Raw genomic sequence first — 12,967 nt, forward strand, 5'->3', positions numbered from 1 at the left:
CCGACATCGGCTTCAGCCCTGTCCGATCGCCTTGAAACGCCGCGTCTGTTCGACGAGCGCCCGCTCCGTCGGCAGCCGCTCCATCGAGGAGGCGCCGTAGAAGCCGTGGCAGTTGCGCGTGTTGGCAAGGATGTAGGCCGCGTCGTCCGGCTCCGCGACCGGGCCACCATGCACCAGCACGAGAATGTCCGACCGCACCCGCAGCGCCGCCTCGGCCCAGGCGTCGACCAGGGCCGGACAGTCGGCGAGACGAAGCGCGGTATCCGCGCCGATCGACCCGCCGGTGGTCAGTCCGAGATGGCAGACAATGATATCGGCCCCGGCCCGCGCCATGGCGGCGGCCTCGTCCTCATTGAACACGTATGGCGTTGTCAGCAGATCACGGTCATGGGCCGCCGCGATCATGTCGATTTCCTGGCCATAGGACATGCCGGTCTCCTCCAGGTTCGCCCGGAAGACGCCGTCGATCAGTCCCACGGTCGGGAAGTTCTGCACGCCGGAAAAACCCGCCGCCTTCAGGTCGTCGAGAAAGCGGTCGAACAGGCAGAAGGGATCGGTGCCGTTGACGCCAGCCAGGACAGGCGTGCGGCGCACCACCGGCAGCACCTCGCGCCCCATCTCCATGACGATGTCGTTGGCGTTGCCGTAGGCCAGCAGGCCGGCGAGCGAGCCCCGGCCAGCCATGCGATAGCGGCCGGAATTGTAGATGACGATCAGGTCGATCCCGCCCGCCTCCTCGCATTTGGCCGACAGGCCGGTCCCGGCGCCGCCGCCGATGATCGGCTCGCGACGCGCCGCCATTTCGCGGAAGCGTTCCATCAGGACGGCGCGTTCGAAGCGCGGCATGGTCAGGCCCTTTTGCGCATGGGGGTGACGACGTCGTGGAAGGCGGCGAGCACGGCCGCGACGAAGGCGGCGTCGTTGATATTGGCCGGCACGCGGATCAGCCGCCGCTGCGGCGTGGGAATGAAAGCCGCCTCGATCGCATCGAACAGCGCGCGATCCGCCGCCGGGTCGTGAAACGGCTGACCGGGGCTGTCGAGCATCGAGACGCCCCCCTCCGGCAACAGGAAGCGCACCGGGCCCGCCATGCGGTTGAGACGTTCGGCAATCCAGCGACCGATGGCGGCGCATTCGGACGCCGTGGTGCGCATCAACGTGACGTTGGCGTTGTGCTCCACGAAGCGTCTGTCGCGGAAGCGGTCCGGCACCGTGTCGCGGGCACCGAAGTTGACCATGTCGAGGGCCCCGCACGATCCGACATACGGCAGCGGCGTTCGGGCGAACACCTCCAGCCGCTCCTCGGTTGCCGCGAAGACGCCGCCTACCAGCAGGTCCGCGATCTCCGTCGTGGTGATGTCGAGCACCGCCGCCAGCATGCCCGATTGCACGAGTGCCTCCATCGACCGGCCGCCCGTCCCGGTTGCATGAAAGACCAGGCAGTCATATTCGCTGTCCAGCTGCGTGGTCAGCGCCTGCACGCATGGCGTCGTCACGCCGAACATGGTGAGACCGAGTGACGGACGCGCCGCCATGCGCGACGACAGGCCGTTGGCCGCGGCCGGTGCACGGGCGATCATGCCGGCGAGTGCGTTGGCACCGTTGCGCAGGATCGTCTCGGTGATCGGATTCAGACCCTGAATGTCGGCGACGGCGTACATCATCATGATGTCGACGGGTCCGACATAGCGGCCGACATCGCCGGAGGCGACGGTCGAGATCATCACTTTCGGCATCCCGATCGGCAGCCGGCGCATCCCGGCGGTCGCCAGCGACGTGCCGCCCGATCCGCCGGCGGAAATGACGCCGCCGATGTCGCGCTGTCGCACGATCCAGCGCTCGAACGCCGCGGCCATCGCGGCGACGGACGCGCCGCGATCGGTGCCGAACACGGCGCCGGACCCGCGGGGATGCAGGCTCGCCACATCCTGCGGCGTGACATCCGCGCTCGACGGACGGCCGCTGGTGGACAGATCGACGGTGCGCGTGCGCAGGCCGAGGTCGCGTATCGTGTCACGCAGGAAGCGCAGCTCCCGGCCTTTCGTATCGAATGTGCCGACAATCAGGGCCGTCCGCCCCTGAGGCATCGGAGCCAACGCCGGGATGCGGGTGACGTCCTCCGCCCTCGGGGCGGTCTCCCCCGCAGTTGTATTCGTCGTGCTTGCGACGTGGGCCGCGGACCAGCGGTTCGGTAATGTCGTCACGGTCCGGAAGGTTGGCGCGCCGTCGGGGCCGGAGCCGCCGCCGCGGCTGACGCGGAAATACACGGGCGGCCCAGCCGCGGCCTCCGCCGCCGGCGGAGGCGGTTCCGGCGCCTCGCCATGTCGCCCCACACCCAGAAGGCGCTGCTGCAGGTCGCGATCGGCCGCGAGGGTGCACGCCGGCAGCGTGCGTTCGATCCGGCCGTTGACCATGATGGCGACGGTGTCAGCCACCTCGGTCGCGACGCCGATGTTCTGCTCGATCAGCAATACGCCGATCTCGCCCTCGTCAGCGAGCCGCGTGAGCATGTGCTCGACCTGTTCGACGATGACCGGCGCCAGTCCCTCTGTCGGCTCGTCCATCACGAGCAGCCGTGGATTGCCGAGCAGCGCGCGGCCGATGGCCAGCATCTGCTGCTCGCCGCCCGACAGTTGCGCGCCGCCGTTGCCGCGACGTTCGGCGAGGCGGGGGAAGGCCTGATAGACCCGCTCCACCGTCCATGCGGCGTCGCGACCGCCGCGCGCGGCCAGACGCAGATGCTCGTCCACGGACAGGCTGCGCCAGACGCGGCGGCCCTGCGGCACGTAGCCCACGCCCGCGCGGGCAATGGCATGCGGTTCCTGTCCCGCAAGTTCCCGCCCGTCCAGCATGATCGATCCGGCGTGCGGCGCCTTGAGCCCGGTGATCGCGTTGCAGAGCGTCGTCTTGCCCATGCCGTTCCGGCCGACGATGGACAGGATGCCGGAGGGCAATGTCAGGTCGATGCCCTGGATGACGTGCCCGGCGCCATAATAGACGTGCAGGTCGCGCACCTGCAGCAGCGGGCGGGCGGCGGAGCGTTCAGCCATGCGCGCCGCCGAGATAGATGGCCTGCACCTCGGCATCCGCCTCGATCTCGTCGGGCGTGCCTTCCTTGAAGATGCGACCGTTGTGCATCATCGTCACCCGCTCCGCGACGCGCAGGGCGACATCGAGATCATGCTCGATGATGATGTAGCCGATATGCGCCGGCAGCGCCGTCAGGATCGCCACGAGGTCACGGCGTTCGGTGGGCGCAAGCCCGGCGGCGGGTTCGTCGAACAGGATGAAACGCGGCGCGCCGGCCAGCGCGAGCGCGATCTCGACCTGCCGCTTCTGCCCATGGCTGAGCTGCCCCACGGCGACATCCCGCGCATCATCAAGGCGAACGGCATGCAGCAATTGCTCCGCCTGCGCGCGTGTGGCGTCGTCGCGGCGCGGGCGCAGCAGCGAGAAGCGCCGGCGCGAGACGCCCCGGCATGCGAGGAAGATGCTGTCGATCACCGAAAGCCCGTCGAACAGCAGCGAGATCTGATAGGTCCGGCGCAGACCGCGGCGGATACGTTCGTGCGCGGGAAAATGCGTCACGTCCTCGCCGAAGAAGCGGATACGGCCGGACGAGGGCGGAAAGTCGCCGGTGATGGTGTTGAACAGCGTGGTCTTGCCGGCCCCGTTCGAGCCAAGGATGGCGCGGCGCTCACCGGCGCGGACCGACAAGGTGATGTCGGCCAGCGCGGTGAGCGCCCCGAACCGCCGGCCGACGCCGACGAGGTCGAGGGCGTGCGCCCCGGCCTCATCCAGCGACAGCGCGACGGCATCGGACATGCGCAGCCTACTTGCAGCTCGGGTTGTCGCGGCTCGGGTGGCCGATCTTCAGGAACTCCGCCTCCGGCTCGCCCAGGGTCTGGTTCACGTTGTCGACCACCTTGATGACCTTGTTCAGCAGCACGCCGCCCTTCCCCTCCGTCACCTCGGTCACGAAGATATCGGCGATGCCGTTGCGGTTGTGATCGAGTTTGACCGGGCCGGTCGGCGTGTCGAACGACAAGGTCGACAGAACCTCGCGGTATTTCTTGCCGCCATCGGACAGATCGCCGTTGACCTTGGCAAGCGCAAGGAGCGCGGCTTTCGTATTGACGTAATAGGCATGCGCGAACAGCGACGGTACCGGAAATCCGTCCGGGAAGGCCTTGCGGTATTCCGCGGTGAAGGCCTTCCATCGCGGATCGTCCCACGTGTCGGCGGTCGGACCTGCGGCCGGCGTGCCGATCACGGCATTGCGTATGGTGCCCTTGGACCCCAGCACGGTCTGATCGACCGTGATCGAGCCGCCGATCAGATGCGCCTTGCCGCCGGACTGCTGATACTGCGTCAGGAAGTTGATCGCATCGGCGCCGCCGAGCGCAACATAGACGGCGTCCACGTCGTCGGGCAGCGCGGCGATCACCGAGGAGTAGTCCTTGTTGCCGATCGGCACCCAGAACTTCGCCGTGACATGGCCGCCGAGCTTGCAGAACGGCAGCATGAAGCCTTCCACCTGACTGTACGGGAAGGAATAGTCTTCCGCGACCGTCGCGACGGTATGGTATCCCTTGACCTTGTAGACATACTCGCCGAGGCCGGCCATCCACTGCACACCGTCGGTAGAGAAGCGGAAGAAGTTCGGCGCCGGGCTGTAGAGCGTCGTGTCCTGCGCCGCGGACGAGCCGTTGAGGAACGTCACGTTGGGTTGCGTCTTGGCATAGTCCTTGATCGCGATGCCTTCCGACCCGGACAGCGGACCGATCAGGATCTGATCGCCGTCCTGCTCCACCAGCTTGCGCGCGGCCTTGACGGCGCTGTCCGGCGTCGCGTCGGACGAGCCATAGGTGACGACGATCTTCTTGCCGGCGACGGTGTAATTGACTTCCTGCAGGGCGAGCTTCATGCCGCGAAGCCCGTCCTGACCGAGGACGGTGAACGCGCCTTCCAGCGTCGCGAGGCCGCCCATCTTGATGACGTCCTCCGCCCGCGCCGGCTGCGCCAGACAGGCGGCCGCCAGCGCCGCCGCCATAACGGTGCGTCGTTTGGTGAGCATCGATATCCTCCCTTTGGATATATTCTGGTTCTTGGTCATATCCGTGACCGCTGCGGGACGGCCCCGGCGGGTCGCGCGGGCTCGGGCTCGGCGAAACTGCGCGTGGGCACGGCGTTGCGCAGCCGGGCAAACAAGCCGAGCAAACCGTCCGGCGACAGCAGGACGACAGCCAGGAACACGATGCCGATGACCGTGTTGAAACGCTCGGGATCGATCAGGTCGATGGCGAAGTTCTGCAGCACGGCAAACAGCAGCGCGCCGAAATACGGGCCCGCCGGCCGGCGTATGCCGCCGACGACCGCGATGACCAGCGTGTCGATGGCCGCGGCGACGCTGATCGTGCCCGGCGAGATCTGGCTGTTGAACCAGACCAGAAGCACACCGGCCGTCGCGGCGATCACCCCCGCCAGGAAAAACGCGAAGACGCGCAGCGCCGGCACGTTGAAGCCCAGGGCGCGCATCCGGCGCGGATTGTCCCGCACCGCCTGCAGCGCGAGGCCGAAGGTCGATCGCTCGCCGTACAGCGCGGCCGCATAGAAAGCCGCGGCGACCGCGAGGCAGAGGTAATAGAACGGAATCGGCCTGCGCCACGCGATGCCGAACGCATGCGGCGGCACGACGCCGTGGAAACCGTTGAAGCCGTTCAGCACCGCGTAGTTCTGTCGCGCGAAATAGAAAAAGGCCGTCGCGACCGCCAGCGTGATCATGATCATGTAGATCCCGGCCGAGCGGACCGCGAGCAGGCCGATCAGGCTTGCCACCACGGATGCGATCAGTACGGCGACGGGCACATACAGCCACCACGGCCAGCCGAAGCCGAGCAGACCGGATTCGTTGGTGCCGAGGATCGCGACCAGGTAGCCGGCCACGCCCGCGACCATCATCTGCGCGAGGCTGACCATGCCGCCGTATCCGGCGAGGATCATCAGCGACAGCGCGATCGTCCCCAGGATCAGCGAATACGCCCCGATCTGGAAGACGAAGAACGGCGATGCCACCAGCGGATACGCCAGCAGCAGCAGCCCTGCGACCAGATGCGTCGCGGCTCTGGGGCTCATGCGGCGCGCACGATCAGCCCCTGCGGGCGCACGGCGAGGACGGCCACCATGATGATGAACGTCAGCACGACGCCATACGTCGGGAAATAGGCGAGGCCGATCTGCTCGGCGAGGCCGACCAGGAGGGCCCCGACCGCGGCACCCGTGATCGAGCCCATGCCGCCGACGATCACCACCACCAGCGAGGCAAGCAGATAGCGGACATCCTCCCCCGGCGCGACGGACAGCGCGGTGCCACCGATCACGCCCGCAAGCCCGGCGAGGCCGGCGCCCACGCCGAACACGGCCGCGAAGACGAGATGCACGTTCACACCCGTCGCCGCCAGCATGCCGCGATCGTCGACTCCTGCGCGTATCATCATCCCGACGCGGGTCCGGTTCAGGAAGACATACAGCGCGATACCGATCGCCACCGCGGCGACCAGCACCGCGAGGCGGTAGAGCGGATACATCATGAACACGGCCCGCCCGTCGTGCCGGACCGCGGTGATGATCGGCGTGGAGACCGCGCCGTCGAGCCAGGACGGCACGGTGAACTGATAGGTCGTCCCGGTCCAGAACCACAGCATGAGATCGGCGGCGACGATCGAGATGCCGATGGTCACCAGCGTCTGGCGCAGCTCGTCGCCTTCCATGCGGCGGAAGATCAGGATCTGCATCAGCACGCCGATCACCGCCGCCGCGAGGAAACCGGCGGCCACGGCCAGCAGCCAGGAACCGCTCGCCGTCGCGACGTCGTAGCCGACATAGGCGCCGAACAGATACAGCGACCCATGCGCCAGATTGACGTTGCGCATCAGGCCGAACACCAGGGTGAAGCCGCTCGCGACCAGAAAATACAGCCCGGCCAGCGTGATGCCGTTGAAGATGGTGATGACGAACACCTTCTTCGGCCCGAGCAGCGCCACCAGCCACGCCGGCCACACGGCGAGGAACATCCAGAGCAGGATGGCGGCGGCAAGGGCTGCCGCCACGACCGTGACCGGATGTCTCATGCCACGTTGCCCGGCGTCCGCGTGATCAAGCGGTCAGCCGTCGGCGCTGTTCGTGCATCGCCGGGCGCTTGTGGAAGCGGCCGTCCTTCATGATGGCAAGCAGGCGGTCGTGGTCCTGCAGCACGCGCACGTTGGCGACCGGATCGCCGTCCACCAGCAGCAGGTCGGCGAGGAAGCCCTCGCGGATCTGGCCGAGTTCGTCGCCCATGCCCATGATCTGCCCACCGTATTTCGTCGCGGCGAGGATGGCCTCCATCGGCGTGAAGCCGAGCAGGTCGACGAAATATTCGATATCCTTGGCATTCGTGCCCTGCGGCGTCCAGGCGAAGCCGTAGTCGCCGCCGATCAGGACCCGGATGCCGCGACGATGCATCTTCTTCATCGTCTCCACCGCCATTTCCAGCTCGCGCTCGTACATCATCGCGACCGACGAGCCGCGCTTGATGCCGTATTCGTCCGCATGCCGGGCGGTGCGGATCAGCCATGCGAGGCCGGGTGCGACGAAGTGGCGGTCCTTCGCCGCCTCGAGCATGTCGAGCGCCTCCTCGTCGGCGAAGGAGGCGTGATAGATGTTCTGTATCCCGTGCCGCACGCATTGCTTCACGCTTTCGGACGAGCGCGCGTGGGCGGCTAGGACCTTACCGCGGGCACGCGCCTCGCGGACCGCCATGGTGATCTCCTCGTCGGACATGGGGGTCTCCTCGGCCCGCATGCCGGTGATCTCCTCGCCGGACAGGTTCAGCTTGATGCTGTCCACACCGTATTTGATGAGCGTCCGCACGACGCGGCGGATCTCCTCGGGTCCGGAGACGACGATCCCGAGGTTGAGGCCCTCGTGCGGGATATGCGACGGGGCGGAGTCACCGAGGCCGCCCACCGTCGTGATCTCCGGACCGGCCGCCGTGTAGCGCGGTCCGGGCAGGCGCCCGGCATTGATGAAGTTGCGGATCACCACATCCAGGCGCGGCTTCGCCGCCGCCGCCCCCCGCCCGGCCGTGAAGCCGGCATCCAGCACCAGCTTGGCCATCTCGGCGGTGACGAGGATGTGCTCCTCGGGCGGCATCATCTGGATCGGCTCGATGCCCGGGGCATTGTTCCACGACAGATGCAGATGCGCGTCGATCATGCCGGGCATCAGCGTGGCGCCCATGCCGTCGATGACGGTGGCGCCCCCCGGCGTGGCGCCCGACGGGGCGAAGCGGGAACTGCCGCGCGTGACGTGCCGGATGCGGTTCCCCTGCACAAGCACCTCGCCCGTGTACGGATATTCGCCGGTGCCGTCGAGCACGCGCACGTTCGTGAACAGAACCGACTGCGCGTCGCGTCCGCTGCCGCCCAAGGACGCGCCGTAGCCATTGCCGTCCGCCATCCGATCCTCCCCCAGCTTGCCGTCCGATCCGGGCAGCGCCTGTCCGGCGTCTTGGTCCTCGCCCGCCTGCTCAGCGCGCCATCATGACACGCGCAACAGGAAGTCGCCCATCCGTTCGTTGCAGGCACGCGGGCGTTCGAGGGTGCTCCAGTGGCCGCACCGGTCCAGCGTACGCAGCCGCGCCGACGGCAGCCGGTCCGCGAGGTCGCGCGCCATGCCGACCGGCGCCACAGCATCCTCCTCGCCCGTCACCAGCAGCGCCGGGGCGGTGATCAGGCGGTGGTCCGCCGCCTCTGCCGCCGCCAACGCCTCGCAGTGGCGGGCATAGCCCTCGGCGTCCTGTCGCATCACCGATTCCCGTACGAACGCCGCCACCGCCGGGTTCTCTTCGCGGATTGCCGTCGCGATCGAGCCCTGGATGATCTGATCGGCGATGGGAGCCATCCCCTCGTGACGGGCGAGACGCGCCCGGGCGGCGAGCCCCTCGCGGGCTGCCGGCGCCGGCTCCAGGATCGCGCCGAACAGGACGAGCGAGGCGACGAGCCCGGGTGCCATCGCCGCGATATGCTGGCAGATCAGCGTGCCCATGGAGTGACCCACGAAATGCGCCCGCCCGACGCCCAGATTCGGCAGCGCGGCGATCACCGCGGCGGCGAGCCCGCCGACCGAAAGAGGCTCGTGCGGCACCGGCGAACGGCCCGCACCCGGCAGGTCGAAACGCACCGTCCGGAACGACGACAGCGCCGCCATCTGCGGTTGAAACGTGTTCGACGTGCCGCCCAACCCGTGCAGCATGACCACGGCCGCACCATCGCCCTCGACATCGGCAACCATCGCGCCGACGCGCACGGTCGTCACCGGGCAATCTCCTCGACGCGGTTCTCAAGGACGCCGATGGGGCCGATTTCGATGCGCACGACGTCGCCCGCGCGGAGATAGCGCGGCGGGTCGAAGCCGATCCCGACGCCGGCGGGCGTGCCGGTCGCGATCACGTCGCCAGGCTGCAGGGTGATGCCGGCGGAAAGCGTCGCGATGATCGTCGGGACGTCGAAGATCAGGTGGCGTGTGTTGCTTTCCTGGCGCAACTCACCGTTCACCAGACAGCGGATGACCGTATCGCCGAGGTCGAGCGCGTCGCGCGTGACGGCGAACGGGCCCATCGGACAGAACGTGTCCTGCGACTTGCCGATCAGCCACTGGCTGTATCGGCCCTGCAGGTCGCGGGCGGTCACGTCGTTGACGATCGTATAGCCCCAGACGTGATCCAGCGCGTCCGCCGCACGGATGCCGCGGCCGCCCCGCCCGATGATCACGGCAAGCTCGGCCTCGTAATCCACCGCCGCGGACACCGACGGGTCGATCCGGATCGGCTCGCCGTGGGCGATTACCGTCTCCGGCACCTTGGAGAAGATGATCGGATGCTTCGGCACTGCCCCGGCCGCGGCGCTGGAGTCGAAGCCGCTGCGGGAGAACTCATGGGCGTGGTCATGGTAGTTCTTGCCGACGCAGAAGATGTTGCGCGCCGGGCGCGGCACCGGCGCATCAAGCCGGACGCGGTCCAACGGCAGCGGCGACAGGGTCGCGGGCACCGCACGCCCGATCAGCGCGACGACGCCCGCCCGGGCCGCATCCGCCGACAGGTCGAACGGCGCGACGGAACCCGCATCGGCGTCCACCAGCCCCACACGCCGCTCATCGCCGATCGTAAAGGTCGCCACCCGCACGAGACTGCCCTGTCCGCGATCCGTGCCGCGGCTTGTTATTGGCTCAGCCTAGAACGGAGCCTTGGCCTCGGACAAGGCACAAAATAGGGCCAATGGGGCGATAGGTGCTCGACCGTTCCGACGAAACAGGCTAATTGGTTCACGATCGGCTCAGAAAGAGGCTGCGATCGATGCCCCGTCTGGTAGCTTCCGACGTCGCCCGCACGCTGCGCGAGCGCATCATGTCCGGCGACTGGGCGGATCGCCGCGTGCCGCCCGAACGGGCCCTCGCCGCGGAACTGGGCGTCGCCCGCAACACGGTGCGCCGGGCGATGCGCCTGCTCTCCGCCGACGGCGCCATCACGCGCCATGTCGGGCGCGGCACCTTCGTCGTCACCGCGCCACCGGCCGGGCCGGACGTGGACGGGACCGACGATCTCGCCGGCACGATCGCGCGGATGGAGGGGGCGAGCCCCGCCGACATCATGGAAATCCGGCTGCTGCTGGAGCCGGCAGCGGCGGCATTCGCCGCGACGGACGCGAGCATCGGCGATCTTGCCGCCGTCGAGGCGGCGCATCGCGAAGCCGTGGCGGCCGACGACATGCCCGGTTTCGAAACCTGGGACGCGGAGTTCCATCACCGCATCTTCGCCTGCGCCCGCAACGAGCTGCTGCGGGAGTTCCACGCGCTTGTGCGGGTGCTGCGCAACCGCGCGCCCTGGTTCGACATGAAGAAGCGCTCGTTCTCCGAGACGCGGCGCCTGGCCTACTGCCAGGAACACGGGGCGATCCTCGCCGCCCTGCTCGACCGCGACCCGGAGGGGGCGCGTGGGGCAATGCACGCGCATCTCAAGACTGTCGAGACGAATATTCTGCGGCGATAGGCCCCCCGGCGTCAGCGTCGGCGGCGCAGCGCGCCAGCCCACGCACGATCCGGCCCGCGACAACAGGCTGCGGGCCGGATCGGCGCATCGCCGTCGCGCGGGATCAGCGGATCGCGATGCCGGACGAGGCGTTGGCGGCGTACTGCCCCGGGCTCGGGGCGACGACGACGCCGTGCGCGGTCTGCGGGGCCACCGCCGGCACCCATATGCTGGCGCGGTTGCCGTCGATGCCGTGCCAGCTGCCGGCCGCCTCGAACGGACCTGCGGATTGCGCGAGGGCGCTGCCCGCGCTCAGGGCGAGGATGGCGGCGGCGATGATGGTCGTGCGTGTCATGACTCTGGTCCTCCTCCGATGAACGAGCCTGCCAAACCGGGCTTCTCGTTTTCGGCCCACCCGATATCGCGTCGGCGGTCGGGTGGCGGGAGGACGGGTCGGATCGTATCTGTCATGCACCCCGGGGCATGAATGACAGGTATGTCGGGGGCGTCAGTCGGGGATGGCCGCCCGGAACCAGCCGGCAAGCCCCGGATCATCGCGCAGCGCGTCACGCAACGCGGCCACGGTGGTCGGCCGACCGAGGACCGTCACTTCGCTGAAGAACGCCGTCTCGCCGCGCACGCGGGCCAGGAACAGGCGGCGAAGCGCCTCGGCGGCCGGCGTACGGGACACGCAACAGGCACAGCCGGCCGGATGCGGGCCGGACGCGGCGGCCGGCATGGCCGGAAACGAGAAAACCGTGGCCGTCGGTGCGGCCGCCGGCAAGCCTTCCTCAATCAGCACGACGGCACCCTCCGGCACGACGGCCGGCAGCGTGAAGCGGACCAGAACCCTGGCATCGACATACGACATCATCTGGACATAAGGATATCTTTATGTGATAGACAAAGCATGGACAGTCTCCTCGCCGCCCTGCGCGCCGCCGCTGAGCCGACCCGGCTGCGCCTGCTGGCGCTCGCCGGTCGGGGCGCGTTCTGCGTCACCGAGTTCTGCGAGATTCTGGGCCAATCGCAACCGAGACTGTCGCGCCACCTCAAGCTGATGACGGAAGCCGGCCTGCTGGAGCGGGTGCGGGAGGGCGCGAATGCCTGGTATGCCCTGCCGTCCGGCGACGCCGGCGATCCGGCCGCGACGGGGCTCGCGCGCGATCTCGCGGCGCGGCTGCCGGACGACGACGCCGTGCTGGCGGCGGACGCGCGTCAGGCCGCCCGGGTCCTGGCCGAACGCGCCCGCGCCGCGTCCGAGACGTTCCGCCGGCAGGGCGCGGACTGGGACGAGATGCGTGCCCTCGATCTGCCCGCCGCGGCCGTGGAACAGCGGCTGCTGGACCTGCTCCCTGACCACGGGCTTGGGCGCCTGCTCGACATCGGCACCGGCACCGGGCGTCTGCTGGAGGTGCTGGCCCCGCGCGTCGCCGCCGGTCTCGGCATCGATGCGAGCAAGGCGATGCTGGCGCTCGCCCGCACGCGGCTGGCCGGCGAGGGGCTGGGTCACTGCTCCGTCCGCCAGGGCGACATGTACCGCATGCCGCTGGCCGATGCGTCCTTCGACCTCGTGACCATGCACATGGTCCTGCACTACGCCGAGGACCCGGCCGGCGCGATCGCCGAGGCCGCGCGCGTGCTGCGGCCGGGCGGGCGGCTGATCATCGTCGAACTCGCGGCGCATGACCGCGCCGACGTCATCGAGCGTTTCGCCCATCGGTGGTCCGGCTTCTCGCCCGCGCAACTGGCCGCCCTGCTCGGCGCCAACGCCTTGCTGGCGGAGCCGCCGGCCCTCGTCGATGCGCCGCTTCCCATCCTCGTCTGCCCGGCGCGGCGCAGCGCCGAGGCCCTGCCCGCCCGCCTGTCCGCGCTTGCCGTCTGACCCGAGAAAGGCCCCGC

The 12,967-nt window shown here is 68.9% G+C and carries 13 protein-coding genes; 2 read left to right on the forward strand and 11 right to left on the reverse strand.

Annotated elements, in window-relative coordinates; all coding sequences use genetic code 11:
- Positions 1–12 precede the first annotated feature (12 nt).
- The 9 genes from B8460_RS06085 to B8460_RS06125 all read right to left on the reverse strand — a co-directional run bounded on the left by B8460_RS06085 (position 13) and on the right by B8460_RS06125 (position 10,217).
- Entirely contained in the window at positions 13–846 is an 834-nt protein-coding gene (locus tag B8460_RS06085) for a phosphoenolpyruvate hydrolase family protein (protein WP_048860689.1), read from the reverse strand.
- A gap of 2 nt (positions 847–848) precedes the next feature.
- Positions 849–3,050, reverse strand: coding sequence for an ABC transporter permease (locus tag B8460_RS23690; protein ID WP_048860690.1), 2,202 nt, complete (start codon positions 3,048–3,050; stop codon positions 849–851).
- Positions 3,043–3,825 (reverse strand): ABC transporter ATP-binding protein, encoded by a 783-nt coding sequence (locus B8460_RS06095; protein WP_048860691.1) that lies wholly within the window; start codon positions 3,823–3,825, stop codon positions 3,043–3,045. The genes B8460_RS23690 and B8460_RS06095 overlap by 8 nt, the downstream gene beginning before the upstream one ends.
- Positions 3,826–3,832: 7 nt before the next feature.
- On the reverse strand, positions 3,833–5,077 hold the full coding sequence (locus B8460_RS06100; protein WP_048860692.1) for an ABC transporter substrate-binding protein: 1,245 nt from the start codon (positions 5,075–5,077) through the stop codon (positions 3,833–3,835).
- Positions 5,078–5,112: 35 nt separating this feature from the next.
- A complete protein-coding gene (locus tag B8460_RS06105) occupies positions 5,113–6,135 on the reverse strand; it encodes a branched-chain amino acid ABC transporter permease (RefSeq protein WP_048860693.1) in 1,023 nt (340 codons plus the stop codon).
- The gene (locus B8460_RS06110; protein ID WP_048860694.1) at positions 6,132–7,130 is read right to left on the reverse strand and encodes a branched-chain amino acid ABC transporter permease; all 999 of its coding nucleotides are present in this window, start codon (positions 7,128–7,130) and stop codon (positions 6,132–6,134) included. The genes B8460_RS06105 and B8460_RS06110 overlap by 4 nt, the downstream gene beginning before the upstream one ends.
- 25 nt (positions 7,131–7,155) lie before the next feature.
- Positions 7,156–8,499: a metal-dependent hydrolase family protein gene (locus tag B8460_RS06115; RefSeq protein ID WP_048860695.1), complete on the reverse strand. Its 1,344-nt coding sequence runs from the start codon at positions 8,497–8,499 to the stop codon at positions 7,156–7,158.
- A gap of 81 nt (positions 8,500–8,580) precedes the next feature.
- The gene (locus tag B8460_RS06120) at positions 8,581–9,357 is read right to left on the reverse strand and encodes an alpha/beta fold hydrolase (protein WP_241771121.1); all 777 of its coding nucleotides are present in this window, start codon (positions 9,355–9,357) and stop codon (positions 8,581–8,583) included.
- Complete coding sequence (locus tag B8460_RS06125; RefSeq protein ID WP_241771122.1) at positions 9,354–10,217, reverse strand: fumarylacetoacetate hydrolase family protein; 864 nt, start codon at positions 10,215–10,217, stop codon at positions 9,354–9,356. The genes B8460_RS06120 and B8460_RS06125 overlap by 4 nt, the downstream gene beginning before the upstream one ends.
- 176 nt (positions 10,218–10,393) lie before the next feature.
- Here B8460_RS06125 and B8460_RS06130 point away from each other — a divergent pair, with 176 nt between their 5' ends.
- Positions 10,394–11,086: a FadR/GntR family transcriptional regulator gene (locus B8460_RS06130; protein WP_048860697.1), complete on the forward strand. Its 693-nt coding sequence runs from the start codon at positions 10,394–10,396 to the stop codon at positions 11,084–11,086.
- 103 nt (positions 11,087–11,189) lie between these two features.
- On the opposite strand, the gene B8460_RS06135 is transcribed toward B8460_RS06130, so the two are convergent.
- Together B8460_RS06135 and B8460_RS06140 are read right to left on the reverse strand one after the other, a co-directional pair.
- Complete coding sequence (locus B8460_RS06135) at positions 11,190–11,420, reverse strand: hypothetical protein (protein ID WP_048860698.1); 231 nt, start codon at positions 11,418–11,420, stop codon at positions 11,190–11,192.
- Between the two features lie 153 nt (positions 11,421–11,573).
- On the reverse strand, positions 11,574–11,885 hold the full coding sequence (locus tag B8460_RS06140) for a hypothetical protein (RefSeq protein WP_148360400.1): 312 nt from the start codon (positions 11,883–11,885) through the stop codon (positions 11,574–11,576).
- Between the two features lie 90 nt (positions 11,886–11,975).
- Between B8460_RS06140 and B8460_RS06145 the strand changes: the two genes are divergently transcribed.
- Complete coding sequence (locus B8460_RS06145; RefSeq protein WP_048860699.1) at positions 11,976–12,950, forward strand: ArsR/SmtB family transcription factor; 975 nt, start codon at positions 11,976–11,978, stop codon at positions 12,948–12,950.
- Positions 12,951–12,967 lie beyond the last annotated feature (17 nt).

This window comes from Acidisphaera rubrifaciens HS-AP3 (assembly GCF_000964365.1).
GTDB lineage: Bacteria > Pseudomonadota > Alphaproteobacteria > Acetobacterales > Acetobacteraceae > Acidisphaera > Acidisphaera rubrifaciens.

Excerpts from the sequence above, each read along its gene's own strand:
- B8460_RS06085 (WP_048860689.1), bottom strand. The coding sequence starts at position 846 with ATGCCGCGCTTCGAACGCGCCGTCCTGATGGAACGCTTCCGCGAAATG.
- B8460_RS23690 (WP_048860690.1), bottom strand. The coding sequence starts at position 3,050 with ATGGCTGAACGCTCCGCCGCCCGCCCGCTGCTGCAGGTGCGCGACCTG.
- B8460_RS06095 (WP_048860691.1), bottom strand. The coding sequence starts at position 3,825 with ATGTCCGATGCCGTCGCGCTGTCGCTGGATGAGGCCGGGGCGCACGCC.
- B8460_RS06100 (WP_048860692.1), bottom strand. The coding sequence starts at position 5,077 with ATGCTCACCAAACGACGCACCGTTATGGCGGCGGCGCTGGCGGCCGCC.
- B8460_RS06105 (WP_048860693.1), bottom strand. The coding sequence starts at position 6,135 with ATGAGCCCCAGAGCCGCGACGCATCTGGTCGCAGGGCTGCTGCTGCTG.
- B8460_RS06110 (WP_048860694.1), bottom strand. The coding sequence starts at position 7,130 with ATGAGACATCCGGTCACGGTCGTGGCGGCAGCCCTTGCCGCCGCCATC.
- B8460_RS06115 (WP_048860695.1), bottom strand. The coding sequence starts at position 8,499 with ATGGCGGACGGCAATGGCTACGGCGCGTCCTTGGGCGGCAGCGGACGC.
- B8460_RS06130 (WP_048860697.1), top strand. The coding sequence starts at position 10,394 with ATGCCCCGTCTGGTAGCTTCCGACGTCGCCCGCACGCTGCGCGAGCGC.
- B8460_RS06135 (WP_048860698.1), bottom strand. The coding sequence starts at position 11,420 with ATGACACGCACGACCATCATCGCCGCCGCCATCCTCGCCCTGAGCGCG.
- B8460_RS06145 (WP_048860699.1), top strand. The coding sequence starts at position 11,976 with ATGGACAGTCTCCTCGCCGCCCTGCGCGCCGCCGCTGAGCCGACCCGG.